This window comes from Candidatus Methylopumilus universalis, assembly GCF_006365315.1.
Lineage (GTDB): Bacteria > Pseudomonadota > Gammaproteobacteria > Burkholderiales > Methylophilaceae > Methylopumilus > Methylopumilus universalis.
Window position 1 is genome coordinate 327,441 of record NZ_CP040968.1, and the last position, 15,321, is coordinate 342,761.

General features: G+C 34.5%; 18 protein-coding genes. 2 read left to right on the forward strand and 16 right to left on the reverse strand.

Annotated features, from left to right (window positions below; translation table 11 throughout):
• Positions 1-62: 62 nt before the first annotated feature.
• The gene (locus FIT79_RS01835; RefSeq protein ID WP_139875437.1) at positions 63-1,004 is read right to left on the reverse strand and encodes a YncE family protein; all 942 of its coding nucleotides are present in this window, start codon (positions 1,002-1,004) and stop codon (positions 63-65) included.
• A gap of 95 nt (positions 1,005-1,099) precedes the next feature.
• Here FIT79_RS01835 and FIT79_RS01840 point away from each other — a divergent pair, with 95 nt between their 5' ends.
• Positions 1,100-1,573: an RNA pyrophosphohydrolase gene (locus FIT79_RS01840; RefSeq protein WP_139867159.1), complete on the forward strand. Its 474-nt coding sequence runs from the start codon at positions 1,100-1,102 to the stop codon at positions 1,571-1,573.
• Between the two features lies 1 nt (position 1,574).
• Here FIT79_RS01840 and FIT79_RS01845 read toward each other — a convergent pair whose 3' ends face one another.
• The 5 genes from FIT79_RS01845 to nadC form a co-directional block, all read right to left on the reverse strand.
• Positions 1,575-2,219 (reverse strand): phosphatidylserine decarboxylase, encoded by a 645-nt coding sequence (locus FIT79_RS01845; protein WP_139870104.1) that lies wholly within the window; start codon positions 2,217-2,219, stop codon positions 1,575-1,577.
• A 4-nt stretch (positions 2,220-2,223) separates the two neighbouring features.
• Positions 2,224-3,240: a ketol-acid reductoisomerase gene (gene ilvC / locus FIT79_RS01850; protein WP_139867163.1), complete on the reverse strand. Its 1,017-nt coding sequence runs from the start codon at positions 3,238-3,240 to the stop codon at positions 2,224-2,226.
• Positions 3,241-3,260: 20 nt separating this feature from the next.
• Positions 3,261-3,752: an acetolactate synthase small subunit gene (gene ilvN, locus FIT79_RS01855; protein ID WP_139867165.1), complete on the reverse strand. Its 492-nt coding sequence runs from the start codon at positions 3,750-3,752 to the stop codon at positions 3,261-3,263.
• Positions 3,753-5,471: an acetolactate synthase 3 catalytic subunit gene (locus tag FIT79_RS01860; protein ID WP_139875438.1), complete on the reverse strand. Its 1,719-nt coding sequence runs from the start codon at positions 5,469-5,471 to the stop codon at positions 3,753-3,755.
• A gap of 73 nt (positions 5,472-5,544) precedes the next feature.
• Positions 5,545-6,411 carry a carboxylating nicotinate-nucleotide diphosphorylase gene (nadC, locus tag FIT79_RS01865; RefSeq protein ID WP_139875439.1) on the reverse strand — a complete coding sequence of 289 codons (867 nt, stop codon included), beginning with the start codon at positions 6,409-6,411 and terminating at the stop codon, positions 5,545-5,547.
• Positions 6,412-6,465: 54 nt separating this feature from the next.
• Between nadC and FIT79_RS01870 the strand changes: the two genes are divergently transcribed.
• Positions 6,466-7,077 carry a glutathione S-transferase family protein gene (locus tag FIT79_RS01870; protein WP_139875440.1) on the forward strand — a complete coding sequence of 204 codons (612 nt, stop codon included), beginning with the start codon at positions 6,466-6,468 and terminating at the stop codon, positions 7,075-7,077.
• Here FIT79_RS01870 and mnmA read toward each other — a convergent pair.
• The 10 genes from mnmA to FIT79_RS01920 all read right to left on the reverse strand — a co-directional run bounded on the left by mnmA (position 7,028) and on the right by FIT79_RS01920 (position 15,296).
• Positions 7,028-8,155, reverse strand: a complete 1,128-nt coding sequence (mnmA, locus tag FIT79_RS01875; RefSeq protein WP_139867173.1) for a tRNA 2-thiouridine(34) synthase MnmA — start codon at positions 8,153-8,155, stop codon at positions 7,028-7,030. The genes FIT79_RS01870 and mnmA overlap by 50 nt on opposite strands.
• A gap of 4 nt (positions 8,156-8,159) precedes the next feature.
• Positions 8,160-8,933, reverse strand: coding sequence for a pyrroline-5-carboxylate reductase (proC, locus tag FIT79_RS01880; RefSeq protein ID WP_139875441.1), 774 nt, complete (start codon positions 8,931-8,933; stop codon positions 8,160-8,162).
• 26 nt (positions 8,934-8,959) lie between these two features.
• A complete protein-coding gene (locus FIT79_RS01885) occupies positions 8,960-9,676 on the reverse strand; it encodes a YggS family pyridoxal phosphate-dependent enzyme (RefSeq protein WP_139875442.1) in 717 nt (238 codons plus the stop codon).
• Positions 9,677-9,779: 103 nt separating this feature from the next.
• Positions 9,780-10,124, reverse strand: coding sequence for a hypothetical protein (locus tag FIT79_RS01890; RefSeq protein ID WP_189644863.1), 345 nt, complete (start codon positions 10,122-10,124; stop codon positions 9,780-9,782).
• 154 nt (positions 10,125-10,278) lie between these two features.
• Positions 10,279-11,556, reverse strand: coding sequence for a dihydroorotase (locus FIT79_RS01895; protein WP_139875443.1), 1,278 nt, complete (start codon positions 11,554-11,556; stop codon positions 10,279-10,281).
• On the reverse strand, positions 11,553-12,506 hold the full coding sequence (locus FIT79_RS01900) for an aspartate carbamoyltransferase catalytic subunit (RefSeq protein ID WP_139875444.1): 954 nt from the start codon (positions 12,504-12,506) through the stop codon (positions 11,553-11,555). Before FIT79_RS01900 ends, FIT79_RS01895 begins: the two co-directional genes overlap by 4 nt.
• Positions 12,499-12,999 (reverse strand): bifunctional pyr operon transcriptional regulator/uracil phosphoribosyltransferase PyrR, encoded by a 501-nt coding sequence (gene pyrR / locus FIT79_RS01905; protein ID WP_139875445.1) that lies wholly within the window; start codon positions 12,997-12,999, stop codon positions 12,499-12,501. Before pyrR ends, FIT79_RS01900 begins: the two co-directional genes overlap by 8 nt.
• A gap of 8 nt (positions 13,000-13,007) precedes the next feature.
• Positions 13,008-13,460 carry a Holliday junction resolvase RuvX gene (gene ruvX, locus FIT79_RS01910; RefSeq protein WP_139867185.1) on the reverse strand — a complete coding sequence of 151 codons (453 nt, stop codon included), beginning with the start codon at positions 13,458-13,460 and terminating at the stop codon, positions 13,008-13,010.
• A 158-nt stretch (positions 13,461-13,618) separates the two neighbouring features.
• Positions 13,619-14,701, reverse strand: a complete 1,083-nt coding sequence (gene ribBA, locus FIT79_RS01915) for a bifunctional 3,4-dihydroxy-2-butanone-4-phosphate synthase/GTP cyclohydrolase II (protein WP_139875446.1) — start codon at positions 14,699-14,701, stop codon at positions 13,619-13,621.
• Between the two features lie 7 nt (positions 14,702-14,708).
• Entirely contained in the window at positions 14,709-15,296 is a 588-nt protein-coding gene (locus FIT79_RS01920; protein WP_139870114.1) for a riboflavin synthase, read from the reverse strand.
• Positions 15,297-15,321 lie beyond the last annotated feature (25 nt).

Consider the following 15,321-nt stretch of genomic DNA (forward strand, 5'->3'; position numbering starts at 1 on the left):
TTGAATAGAGCCTTTTGGTGTTTAGTAAACTGGATAATTATAAATTGTTTTTATATATTACATTAGTCAATTTTGATAAATTGACCAAAAGATCGACTTTGCTTCCCAGTTTTAATTTCATAGAGATATTCATGTTTAGCCAAGTCAATGATCGAAATAGAGTCACTTCTCCAATTTGAAGTGACTAATATATTATCTCTTTCATCAATATCAATACCTTCAGGATTTCCACCTACTTTGATTTTTTTAATTTCTTTTTTCATCTTAAGATCAATAACACTTACATTGTCATCTTGAGTGTTTGTAACAAATGCAAATTGGTTTCTTGTATCAGATACAACCCCATAAGGGTGATCTCCAACTTTAATAGTTTCTGTAGCGAATGATTGGGTATTCGCGATAGATATTGAGTCATCTAAAACATTAACAACAAAAAGTAAGTTTTTGCTTAAGAAGAGGCCGTAAGGATGATTGCCTACCTTAATTTTCTTAACGAGATTCAAGTCAAATTGGTTATATATTTCGACAGTATTCTCATCGCGATTAGAAATAAAAAGATATTTACCCTCAGCGTCACATATCATGCCAGATGGAGATTTGCCAACCGCTATTTTTTTAATAATTGTTAAAGATTTTGTTTCGATTATAAGAATTTCACTATTAAACCAATCACTCACATAGATGAAGTCTTCATTGGTTGACTTGGTAATTCCTACTGGTGTTCCGCCAATCTTTATTGTTTTAATAATACGATTATGTTGAAGATCTAAAACATTTACAGAGGCATCATTTGAGTTTGTAATAAATGCATAGGATTTTTTTAGAGAAATAGCAATTCCGACAGGCCCTTTGCCTACTGAAATTTCTTGAATGACTTTTTTTTCTTTTAAATTAACAATGCTTACGGTATCAGAGCCTTGATTGGTTATGTAAGCAATAGGTGTGCTTGAGCAAGCACAAAGTAATAAATATAGAGCGAGTGAAATAAGTTTTTTAAAATTCATAATTTAATTTTTTTCATAATAGATTCTAGCTTTAATTCTTGCTTTTATTTAAACTAAATCTATGAAAAAATTAAAGAAATACTTAGGGTGGCTTTATGATTGATAAAGATGGTTATCGGCCAAATGTTGGTATTGTCATTTGCAATGCCGAGAATCAGGTTTTTTGGGCTAAACGAACACAAGAGCATGCATGGCAATTCCCTCAAGGCGGCATTCAAAAAGGCGAGGCACCAGAAGAGGCTATGTATAGAGAGCTGATGGAGGAGGTTGGGTTAAAACCACATCATGTAGAAATACTTGGCCGTACAAAGGACTGGTTAAAATATGAAGTGCCTTCTCAATGGCTTCGGAGAGATTTTAGAGGTGTTTACAAAGGCCAAAAACAAATATGGTATCTCTTACGAATGAAGGGGCAAGATACCGATATCTTTTTAAGAAACACTAAGAAGCCTGAGTTTGATGCATGGCGCTGGCATGATTACTGGCTGCCTCTTGATGAGGTGATTGAATTTAAGAGAGATGTTTATAGGCTTGCTTTGAACGAACTTCGATTGTTTATAGATAATTAGTCTATTTTTTTAATTCAGCAATAATTGTTTCACCATTAAAAACTTTGTCGCCCAAAGTAACTTTTATCTTTGAATTGATAGGTAAATACAAGTCAACACGTGAACCAAATCTTATAAAGCCATACCTTTCACCGACTTCTAATGCATCACCTTTATTTGCGTAGCATAAAATTCTTCTAGCAATTAACCCTGCAATTTGAACGCAAGTAATATCAAAACCTTCTTTTGTTTTTAAGTGAAGCGCGCATCTTTCGTTTTCCAAAGAAGCTTTTGATAGAGCTGCATTTAAAAATTTTCCAGGAAAATACCATTTATTCATAATAATTGATTTGATCGGGCTTTTATTAGAGTGCACATTAAAGACATTCATAAAGACACTTACTTTAATTGCGCGTCTATTAAGATAATCGTCTTTACATTTTTCAATCACAATTACTTTGCCATCAGCTGCTGATACCACCATATTTTTTTTAGAGGGCGTGCTTCTTTTGGGATCTCTAAAAAATTGCAAAATAAATAAAGAGATTACCCAAAGAGGAATTGACCACAAAGCACATAGATTAAATACAAAAGCTGATATGACAATAGATGCTATTAGAAATGGCCAGCCTTCTTTTGCTATGATTGGGTAAGCTCTTTTTGCCATGGAGCTAGTTTTTACTTTGATCAACGAGCTTATTCTTAGCGATCCAAGGCATCATTGATCTAAGTTGCGAGCCAACTTTTTCGATAGGATGTTCAGCGTTGAGTCTTCGTCTTGCGGTCATTTCTGGATAGTTAGTTTTTCCTTCAAGGATAAAACGTTTCGCATATTCTCCATTTTGAATATTTTTTAAAGCTTCTTTCATAGCTAACTTGGCTTCATTGCCGATAACTTTAGGGCCAGTTACGTACTCTCCGAATTCAGCGTTATTTGAGATAGAGTAGTTCATATTAGCAATACCACCTTCGTACATTAAATCTACAATAAGTTTCAGCTCATGCAAGCATTCAAAATAAGCCATTTCTGGAGCGTAGCCTGCTTCAGTTAATGTTTCAAAACCTGCTTTGACAAGCTCAACTGCGCCACCACATAAAACAGCTTGTTCTCCAAATAAATCAGTTTCAGTTTCCTCACGGAAATCTGTTTCAATGACGCCCCCTTTAGTGCCGCCGTTTGCAGCCGCATATGAAAGTGCAATTTCTTTTGCTTTGCCAGATTTGTTTTGATAGATAGCAATTAATGAAGGCACGCCACCACCTTTAAGATATTCTGAGCGCACTGTATGACCAGGACCTTTTGGTGCGATCATAATGACATCCAGATCATCCCTTGGAATAATTTGGTTGTAGTGAATATTAAATCCGTGAGCGAAAGCTAATACAGCATTTTTTTTCAAGAATGGCGCAACTTCTTGATGGAAAATCTGAGGCATTGTTTCATCGGGTATTAAAAGCATTACGACATCAGCATTTTTGACAGCTTCATTAATTTCTAAAACGTTATGTCCTGCACTTTTGGCTTTATCCCATGATGCGCCACCTTTTCTAAGAGCAACAGTGACGTTGACGCCTGATTCTTTAAGATTGGCTGCGTGAGCGTGGCCCTGTGAGCCGTAACCAACAATAACAACATTCAATTTTTTAATTAAATTTAAATCAGCATCTTTATCGTAGTAAACCTTCATAATAACCTTTCAGTTTTAATTTATACTTTTAAAATTCTATCACCGCGTCCAATTCCTGACGCACCAGTTCTGACTGTTTCTAAAATAGCAGCTTTATCAATGCTTTCAATATAAGCGTCTAATTTGCTAGATGATCCTGTTATCTCAATAGTAAATGAGCTGTCAGAAACATCGATAATTCGGCCTCGGAAAATATCACACATTCTTTGCATCTCATCCCGATACTGAGCATTTGCTTTAACTTTAACTATCATTAGTTCCCGCTCAATAAATTTGCCATCATTTAAATCTAATACTTTTACAACATCAATTAATTTATTAAGTTGTTTAATGATTTGTTCAATAATTTCATCTGAACCAGAAGTCACAATCGTCATTCTTGAGAGCGTTGCATCTTCGGTAGGTGCAACAGTCAAAGATTCAATGTTGTAACCCCTCGCAGAGAATAACCCTGAAACTCTGGATAAAGCACCAGATTCATTTTCCATTAAAAGAGAAATAATATGTCTCATTTATAGATCCTCAGCTGTAATCATTTCTGACAAGCCTTTTCCATTAGGAATCATTGGAAATACATTTTCTTTTTGATCTGTAATAAAGTCCATAAAGACCAAGCGCTCTTTTAGTTTGCTGCTAAAAGCTTCTTTGAGAGCTGGTTCCACATCACTTGGTTTTTCGATTTTCATTCCAACATGGCCATAAGCTTCGGCTAATTTTACAAAATCAGGCAATGCTTCCATATAGGATTCTGCGTAGCGATTACCATAAAAAAATTCTTGCCACTGCCTTACCATTCCCATGTATCGATTATTAAGATTAATAATCTTGATAGGTAAATGAAATTGTTTGCATGTAGATAGCTCTTGAATACACATTTGTATAGAAGCTTCACCGGTAACACAAGCAACCTGAGCATCAGGATGAGCTAATTGAGCACCCATCGCATAAGGTAATCCAACTCCCATGGTTCCAAGTCCACCAGAATTAATCCATCTTCTAGGTTTATCAAATGGATAGTATTGCGCTGCCCACATTTGATGTTGACCTACATCAGAAGTAATAAAGGCATCGCCTTTTGTGACCTGATGAAGGGTTTGAATAACAAATTGAGGCTTAATGAGTTTTTTGTCATTTTTAAAATTTAGGCAATTCAACGATCTCCATTGGTCAATTTCTTTAAACCAATGCTTAAGAGATGTATTTTGTTTTATTTTTTCTTTAGATAAAAGATCATTAAGTTCGGTAAGAACTGAAATGACATCGCCTACGATAGGTATATCAATCTTCACTCTTTTAGAGATGGATGATGGATCTATGTCGATATGAATGATTGTTTTTGGTTTGGATAAAAAATGCTCCGGATTACCAATCACTCTGTCGTCGAAACGAGCGCCAACAGCCAACAATACATCACATTCTTGCATAGCCATATTCGCTTCATAGGTGCCATGCATACCTAACATACCTAGAAATTGCTTATCACTTGCTGGAAAGCCACCCAAGCCCATAAGCGTGCTTGTTATAGGAGCTCCAATAGTACGAACAAATTTAGTTAATTGTGAAGAGGCATCACCCAATACAACGCCACCACCTGAGTAGATCATTGGTTTTTTTGCACTTAAAAGAAGTGACAATGCTTTTTTGATTTGGCCGCTATGTCCCTTAATAATAGGGTTATAAGATCTTAAATGAACTGATTTAGGGTAGTTAAACTCATATTTTTCGGCTGTGATGTCTTTTGGGATATCAACCAAAACAGGACCAGGCCTTCCGCTCGATGCAACATAAAAAGCTTTTTTCATTGTAGATGCAATGTCTTTAATATCTTTAACTAAGAAATTGTGTTTTACACATGGACGAGTAATACCTACCGTGTCACATTCCTGAAAGGCGTCTTGCCCAATAGCGTAAGTTGGAACTTGACCGCTAATAATCACCATAGGAATGGAGTCCATATAGGCTGTAGCAATACCTGTCACAGCATTGGTAGCTCCTGGGCCTGAAGTTACAAGAGCGACGCCAACTTTTCCAGTAGATCTTGAGTATGCATCAGCCGCATGAACGGCTGCTTGTTCATGACGAACTAGGACATGCTTAAATTTATTTTGCTGAAAAACAGCATCATAAATATTAAGGACAGCGCCACCAGGATAACCAAAGACGAATTTGACTTTTTCCTCGTGAAGGCATCGAATAACAATTTCTGCTCCAGAAATGTGATTTGAGTTCATAGAATTATTGATTGTAATTAATGAGATAGCTATAAACCCTCAACCTTAACGCTTTAAGCGTATTTGGTCAAGTTTAGAGACTTTTAAAAGTCTCAATTTTCATAGATAAATCAATTGCTTTGATATTTTTTGTGAGTGAGCCTAGAGAGATTCTATTTACGCCCGTGAGTGCAATTTTTTTAACATTTTTTAGCGTAATGTTTCCTGACGCCTCAAGAATCGCTCTTTTTTTATTAATAAGTACAGCTTTATTAAGATTTTTAATATTAAAGTTATCTAACAATATATTTTTAAAGCCTAGTTCAAGAAATTTTTTCAGTTGATCAAGATTTTCAACTTCAATTTGAATATCTTTATTTTTGGCATGTTTCAGGGCGAGGGGAAGTAAATTATCTATTTTTTTAGTGGATTTAATATGGTTTTCTTTGATAAGTATTTGATCATAAAGTCCAATACGCTGATTATTGCCGCCCCCGATCGTGACAGCATATTTTTGTGCAATTCTTAACCCCGGGATTGTTTTGCGTGTATCAAAGATTTTTGCATCAGTGTTTGAAATAGCTTTGACATATTGCTGTGTAATCGTTGATGTAGCAGATAGAGTTTGTAAGAAATTAAGCGCTACCCTTTCTCCAGTGAGAATCGGTCTTGCTCTTCCGTAAATCTCACAAAGCCTTTGATTTTTTTTTATAATTTCACCTTCTTTAACAAGCCACTTTATTTTGATTTTTGGGTCTAGCATCAAGAAGGTAGAGTTAAACCAAGGAATGCCAGAAATGATGGCTGACTCTTTAGATTTAACATAAGCCATTGCAAACGATTTTGCTTCGATAAGTTGGGCCGATAAATCAATATTGGCTATATCTTCCTGGAGCGCCGTTTTGATATTTTTTCGAATGGCTTCAATCAAAGTTTTCTTATTTATTTTTGATCTTTGCATAATGTAGAAGCTTATCAAATTATAATAAATTTAGTTTTTTTAATTGAGAGAAAAATGAAGCTTTTTTATTCAAACAATAGCCCGTACGCTAGAAAAATAAGAATTTTAATTGATGAGAAAAAAGTTGCAGTGACTTTAGAGAAGGTGGTACTTGCTAATAAAAATTGCACTATTCACGAATACAATCCTTTAGCTAAAGTGCCTACATTAGTGATAAACGATATATCAATTTTTGATTCACCAGTGATAGCTGAATATGTGGACCATAAGAGTGGCCCGCTTTATTTAATACCTAGTGATTTTGATAAAAAAATATTACTAAAAAGATGGGAAGCTATAGCTGATGGATTATGCGATGCAGCAGTTGCAATTATGTTGGAAAAAAGAAGGCCGGCCTCTCAACAGAATCCTGATGTTTTTGAAAAGCAAATGAAAAAGATTAGGCTAAGCCTTAAATGGCTTAATCGAGAGATGGAAGGCAAACAATATTACCTAGAGGATACATTTTCATATGCTGATATAGCAGTCGGAAGTGCTTTGGGATACGTTCAATTAAGATATCCTGAAATTGACTTTAAGAATGAATATCTAAATCTATATGACTTGCACGAATTGCTTATGCAGCGACCATCTTTTCAGACAACGGTTCCTGAGCCTTATCTATAGCACTTTCAATAATAGCTCCGCCTAAACATACATTGCTCTCATAAACTACCACAGATTGACCCGGGGTAATGGCCCATTGTTTTTGCCCAAAAAATATTTCAACTGAATCATCTTTTATCATATCAATTTCACAGGGGGCATCAGGTTGGCGGTATCTTGTTTTAGCACCATACACCCAATGTTTTTCTGGTAACGCCCCATCTATCCAGTGAGCTTTCTTCGCAACTAATCCATCTTTAAATAACAGGGGATGGGTATGCCCTTGAGCAACAATAAGTACATTTTCTTTAATATTTTTTTCAACTACAAACCAAGGCTCACCATTGCTTGTTTTGGAGCCGCCGATGCCAAGCCCCTGTCTTTGGCCAAGAGTATAAAACATAAGGCCTATATGCTCTCCCAAAGTCTTTCCGTGTTCATCTTTAATGGGGCCTGGAGAATTCTCTATGTATTTATTCAAAAATTCTGTAAAGGGTCTTTCGCCAATAAAACATATACCCGTCGAGTCTTTTTTATCGCTGTTATGTAAGCCTTCTTTTTTAGCAATCTCCCTTACATCTTTTTTAAGAAGATTACCTAAAGGAAATAAAGACTTTGAGAGTTGATGTTGATTAAGGCGATACAAGAAATAACTTTGATCTTTTGTTGAATCGTCTGCTTTAAGAAGCCTATAAAGGCCATCTGCTTCTTTTATTTGTGCGTAATGACCAGTCGCAATCTTGTCGGCCCCCATTGAAATTGCATGATTTAAAAAAGCATTAAATTTAATTTCAGAATTACATAAAATATCTGGATTCGGAGTTCTGCCACTTTTAATTTCATTAATAAATTCAGAAAATACCTTTTCCTTATATTCTTTGCTGAAGTTTACTACTTCAATATCAATGCCAATTTTATCGGCAACAGATACTGCATCCAAAAGATCTTGTTTGCTTGAGCAATACTCATCATCATCGTCATCTTCCCAATTTTTCATGAAGAGACCAACGACTTTATAACCTTGGTTTTTTAAGAGTAAAGCAGCTACAGAAGAGTCAACGCCGCCTGATAAACCTACAATGACTTTACTTTTTTGCATTTAATTAATTAAACTCTAAGCCAATTTTTTTTGATTTTTCATAAGCAGCACGAGTAGCCTTTAAAAGCATTTCATTTAATTTATATGATTCAAGTTGCTTCAAGCCTTCTTCTGTTGTGCCACCTTTTGAAGCGACAGATAAAATGAGATTTTGAAGGTCATTTAATTGATCCAAAGCCAAATGAGATGAGCCGAGCAAAGTTTTGCCACATAATTTTTCAGCCTCATTTCTTGATAAGCCTAATTCAATCGCTGATTCAATAAATGCATTGAGAAAATAGAATATATAAGCCGGCCCACTTCCTGAGATTGCTGTAACAGCATCCATTTTAGATTCATCATCTAACCAAATAAACTCTCCAATGGCGCTCACAATTTCTTCGACCGCTAATTTGGTTTTTGTATCCAAAACTTCTTTGGTAAAAAGAGCCGTTACACCAAGCTGAATTTGAGCGCACACATTAGGCATAGACCTCACAATATTTTTATGACCGCGTGCCCACTTCCCAATGGATTCGATTTGAATACCTGCTGCAATAGATAAAATAAGTTGTTCGGAAATTTCAGTGGAAATTGATTTAAGAAGAGATTCAGCTTGTTGGGGCTTAACGGCAAGTACAATAATTTCATCTTTATCAATTTTTTTAAATTCCGCCATTGAAGAAACTTTGAATTTATTCTCAATGACTAATCTTTTTTTACTATCAGATTCAATCACACGAATAAGCGCAGGACTATAATTTTTATTTAATAAGCCGCCAATTATAGCTGCAGCCATGTTTCCACCACCTAAAAAACAAATATTCAATTATCGTCCCCTTGAGTTTTCATTGCTCGCGCCCCAAAAATAGCGGTACCTACTCTAACAAGATTTGAACCATGCTCAATCGCTGGTTTGAAGTCATTTGACATTCCCATAGACAATGTATCAACAGTATCAATTTGATTTTTTAATTTGGAATAAAGCATATACATGGATTTAAATTCATTAATGACTTGTTCGCTACTTTCTGTATTGGTAGGTATAGACATAATACCTCTTAGTTTAAGTTTAGGAAGTTCTTTGAGTGCGCTAACAAGATCCATTAAATGTGATTGTGCATCATTCATCCCGATGCCGCTCTTAGTATCTTCGCCACTTGAATTAATTTGAATGCAGATATTTAAAGGGGGAGCATTTGAAGGTCGAAAATCATTAAGAAGTTTCATGACTTTTATTCTATCTACGCTATGCACCCAATCGAAGTTTTCTGCGATAAGTCTACATTTATTACTTTGAATGGGCCCTAAAAAATGCCACTGAATTGCAAACTCTTCTAAATGTAATTTTTTATTAAGCGCTTCTTGAAGATAGTTTTCTCCAAAATTTATGATTCCGGCATTAAAGGCTTCAATAATTTTATCAAAAGAATGACCCTTGCTTACGGCAACCAGAGTAACTTTCTCAGGAAAATTACTAATAACAGAAGCCTCTAGAATGCTTTCATTGATTCGAGCAATGTTTGAAGAAATTGTAGGCATTATTTAAATAAAAAAACCAAGCAAAAAAGAAGTTTGCTTGGTTTTAGTTTGTTTAGCAACAAAGAACTTGCTAATAAAAACGGGACCTAAAGTCCCGTAATATTTATTTCTTAGCTGCTGGTTTTCTCTTAGCTGCTGGTTTTCTCTTAGCTGCTGGTTTTCTCTTAGCTGCTGGTTTTCTCTTAGCTGCTGGTTTTTTCTTAGCTGCTGGTTTTCTAGCTGCTGGTTTTTTCTTAGCTGCTGGTTTTTTCTTAGCTGCTGGTTTTTTCTTAGCTGCTGGTTTTTTCTTAGCTGCTGGTTTTTTCTTAGCTGCTGGTTTTTTCTTAGCTGCTGGTTTTTTCTTAGCGCTAACTGATGTTGAAGGTTTAGAAATTGTTGCTGGAAGTGTGCTATTAGTTTCTGCTGGTTTTGAAGAACCAAAAATTGCTGAAATTAATTTTTTGATCATTTAAAAATACTCCAAAGAATAAAAAAAATTTTTTTTACTGCAAATGCAAGTGTAAATATGGACTTCTTTTTAAACCTAGTCAAGTTTTTATTGCAATTATTTTCATATTACTTTTCGCGCGAAAATTAGTTTTTTTATTTAATTTTTTAAATTTCTAAGTGCCAATAAAGACAATATTACCGTTAAAAAAAGTACTCGATACTTTTCCAGTAAAATTTTGGTTCAAAAATGGTGTATTTTTACCTTCACTAATTAAAGTTTTTGAATTTATTTCCCATGAATGTTCGGGGTTAAATATACAAATATCTGCATCCGAATTAACCGAGAGACTTCCCTTATTAATTTCCAAAATGCTTGAAGGCTGATTCGTTATTTTATTGATTAGCAAGCCTAAGTCTATTTTGTAATCCTCGGATAGCTTGTATACAAGAGGCATCAGAAGCTCTACGCTTGATGCACCATATTCAGACTCGGCGAAAGGTTTTAACTTATTATCTTCATTTACTGGTGAATGGTCTGAACATATTGCATCAATTGTGCCGTCAATAATTGAATCAATAATCTTCATTCGATCAGATTCTTTTCTTAAAGGAGGCTTTAAAAAACAGTTAGTGTTAAAAAAGCCAATATCATTGTCTGTAAGAAAAATTTGATGGATAGAAACGTCACAAGTTACATTGACACCATTTTTTTTAGCTATTTTTATTAAATTTAATCCATCAGCAGTTGATATTTTATTCAAATGAATCTTCGTTTTGGTTAAATGAGCTATTTCCAGTATTTTATTAATAGCAGTAGTTTCACTTATGCTTTGAATACCTTTTAATCCAAGTCGAGTTGAGATTTCACCGGCATTTATAATGCCTTTTTCTGATAAATAAGCATCCTCTGCTCTTAAAAATGCTTTTAAATTGAATGTGGAGAGATATTGAAATGATCTATATAAAACTTCAGTGTCTTGTATTGGCTTTTCTGCTTGAGAAAAACCAATACACCCAGATTCGTATAAATCGTTTATTTCGGTTAATAATTTCCCATTCAATTTTTGAGTGATAGCTCCAAGAGGATATACATTACCTAATTTAAGTGCCTCTGATTTATTCTTTAGCATTTTCACAAGGCCTGGCTCATCTAGAATCGGCGTTGTGTCTGGAGGACAAACCATGCCAGTGACTCCACCAGCATTTGCAGCTTTCATTTCACTTTCTAATGTTGACTTATATTGGTTGCCTGGCTCTCTTAAATTTAATTGAAGGTCAATAATGCCTGGTATAACTATTTTTTTTGAGGCGTCAATTATCTGCTTTGCTTTTTTTGAGTCTAAATTTTTATTTAGCTCCGTAATTTTTCCATCTACGACCAATATATCTAATATGTCATCTATATTATTTTTTGGGTCAATCACTCGACCATTTTTGATTAGAATACTCATGAATGTTGTCCAGCTAAAATTGCCATCACAGCCATTCTTACAGCTATACCAAAAGTCACTTGGGGAAGGATGACAGATTGCTCACTGTCAGCTACTACTGAATCAATTTCAACTCCTCTATTCATTGGACCCGGATGCATAACTATTGCATCTTTTTTCGCCAAATCTAATCGCGCTTGATTTAATCCATAAGTTTTGAAGTATTCTTCTTGGGAAGGCAACATGATTCCATCCATTCTTTCATTTTGAATCCTTAGCATCATAATCACATCTACATCTTTAAGTCCTTTGTCGATATCGTAAAAAACATGTACCCCTAGCTTTTCAATTTCATCGGGAAGTAATGTTTTGGGAGCAATCACTCTGACTTCAGGAACGCCCAGTATATTTAATGCGTGAATATTAGATCGTGCAACTCTAGAATTTAGAATATCTCCGACGATAGCCACTTTTAGCTTATTAAAGTTTGTTTTGTATTTTCTTATAGTAAAAGCATCAAGAAGACCTTGGGTGGGGTGGGAGTGATTTCCGTCACCTGCATTGATAATGTGAATATTTGGCTTTACATGAGATGCGATAAAATGAACTGCGCCTGATGATGAATGCCTTACAACAAAAATATCTGCATTCATAGCAATCAAATTATTGATTGTATCTAAAACAGTTTCACCCTTAGATTGAGACGAGGTAGCAACATTTAGGTTAATGACATCAGCAGAGAGTCTTTTGGCGGCAATCTCGAAAGTAGTTCTAGTTCTTGTGCTATTTTCAAAGAAAACATTACATACTGTTTTGCCTCTTAAAATAGGAACTTTTTTAACATCTCTCTCGCCTATTTTTAAGAATGATTCCGCTGTATCCAAGATTTGGATAATTTTATCTTTTGACAAACCTTCAATAGATAAAAGATGATTTAAATTGCCTTTATTATTTAGCTGGGGATTAAACATGAGATTCCTTTAGCTGAAAGGCAAATTTTTTATTCTCATCCAATATAAGCTCTAAATGTTGATCTTTATTGAGGCTAATTTTTTCGATACAAATCTGCGGAGCAATAGGAAGCTCTTGCTCATTTCTGTCAATTAAAACAGCTAGTGTAATTTTGTCAGGTCTTCCATAATCAAAAATTTCATTCATGGCAGCTCTTACAGTTCTTCCTGAAGAAAACACATCATCAATAAGAATAATATGCTTGCCATTAATTTCCGTATCAATTTTTGAAGGCTTGTTTTTTATTTTTAAGCCGCGACTGGAAAAATCATCCCTATAGAAAGATGTATCAATTGAGCCTGTTGCGACGGTATTTCTTAAGCCAGGTAAAATTTTTTGAAGAATAAGTTCCCCGCCGCGCTGCACACCAATAAGAACAGTGTTGTCATCAATCACTTCATTGATTTTATTTTTTAGGCTTTCTATAAGATTTTCTGCGTTAGGTAGATTCATTTTTTAACTTAAATTTGATCAAGATAAGATTGTAAAATAATTTTGGCAGCTATCTGGTCAATTAATAGTTTCTTTTTCTTTACATCAATTTTTTTATCTTTAAGCTCATGACTAGCTTCTATTGAAGTATAGCGTTCATCAATAAGATGAGTGGGGAGTGAGTATTTTTCCTCTAGTTGCTTAGCGAATTTTTTAGATAGATTAGTGACTTTATGTTCAGACCCGTCTACATTAAATGGAACCCCAACAACAATAGACACAGGCATCCATTCTTCCATAATTTTTTGAATAGCTTCGAATTTTTGATTATTCGTTGCAGATTCGATTGTTATTAAAGCCTGAGCTGTCTTGGATACATTGTTTCCAATCGCAACCCCTATGCGCCGTTGTCCAAAATCAAATCCTATGATATTCCCTTCTCTTTGCTTACTAATCACTTGATGATTTTCAATATTTAACATGGTAATTTGGTCGAGCTTAATTCTAAATTTAAGCTAACAAGGGAAGTTTTTTTCGAAAAAAAAACTGACATGAAGTCAGTTTGACAGTGTGCTTTAAAATTATTTTTTCTATAATTTTTCAATGTCGCCATTCTAGCATAATTTATTAATGACACATATTAATTTTCTAAATAACCTGTAATTTCAAGTCCAAAGCCAATCATGCTTGGCATCTTTCTTGGAGCGGAAAGTAGCTTCATTTTTCTAACTCCTAAATCTACCAGTATTTGAGACCCAATCCCATAATTTCTTAAATCATTATGACTCTTAAGTGGCAGGGTGTTTTCTGTTTTTAAAATATTTAGAAGATCATTGGTGTTTGTATTGTGGTTTATAAAGACCAATACACCGCCATCCTCACTTATTTTTTTGATAGCCTTCAAAGCATTCCATGAGTGTTTTTTGTCTTCTATATCTAAAAGATCTATCACCGATAAAGGTTCATGCACTCTTACAATAGTTTCTTTATCTTTTTGAATTTCGCCCTTAACAAGTGCGATATGAATTTCTTCTAAGATTTTGTCTTTATATAAAATTAATTTCATTTCGCCATAAGGCGTTAAGATGTTTTTTTCGATTAATTTTTCGATTAATTTTTCATTTTTTCTTCGGTATTCGATGAGATCTGCAATTGTTCCAATTTTAATATTATGCTGCTCTGAAAATTTAATTAAATCTGGAAGTCTTGCCATATTTCCATCTTCATTAAGAATCTCACATATCACTGATGCTGATTCAAGGCCTGCAAGATGAGCAAGATCACATCCAGCTTCAGTATGGCCAGCCCTAACAAGCACGCCACCTTTTTTAGATATTAATGGGAATATGTGGCCGGGTCTTACAATACTTTTTGAAGTGGCATTTTTATGAATTGCAGCTTTAATTGTAGTGGCTCTGTCATTTGCTGAAATTCCAGTAGTGACACCTTCAGCAGCTTCAATAGATACCGTAAAGTTAGTCCCTAAACGAGTTTCGTTTTCTTGAACCATAAGGGGCAATTCGAGCATTTTGCATTTCTCTTCTGTCAGCGTGAGACAAATAAGGCCGCGTCCGAATTTAGACATAAAATTAATATGATCTGAATTAGCAAATTCAGCTGCAAGAACGAGATCACCTTCATTTTCTCTATTTTCCTCATCTACAAGGATAACCATTTTGCCTTGTTTTATATCTTCAATAATTTCAACTATAGGACGGATCATCTATTCTTTATTTTCTTTTGAGGATGTTTTCAAGGTATCTGGCAATCAAATCTACTTCAATATTAACTTCACTTCCCTTGGTTAGATTTCCTAAATTAGTTTCCTTAAGGGTAAATGGAATGATGTTTACTTTAAAAGTATCATTTTTAATTGAGTTTACTGTAAGGCTTACGCCATTTATTGCAACAGATCCCTTTTCAGCAATAAATTTTAGTAGTTTTTTAGGGGGCTTGATTTCTAAAATCCAACATTGGCTATTAGTTTTAATGCTATTGATTTTTGCTATACCATCAATATGACCTGTAACAAAATGGCCGCCTACTTTTCCATTATATAAAACGGCACTCTCTAAATTTACTAGAGATTTTTCAGTGAAAGATATAGTTCTTTTTAATGTTTCTTCGGATACATGAAATATAAATTGATTATTTTGTTTTTTCTGAATGGTAAGGCATACCCCATTGATAGATATACTATCGCCCAAGTTGCTTGTCCCCATTTTATTAGCTTTATAGGCCACAGTAATGCGAGCATCTTTTTTTAAAGATTCAATTTTTTTTATTGAGCCAATGGATTGAATTATGCCTGTAAACATAAGGTGATTTTATCAGATTAGAATG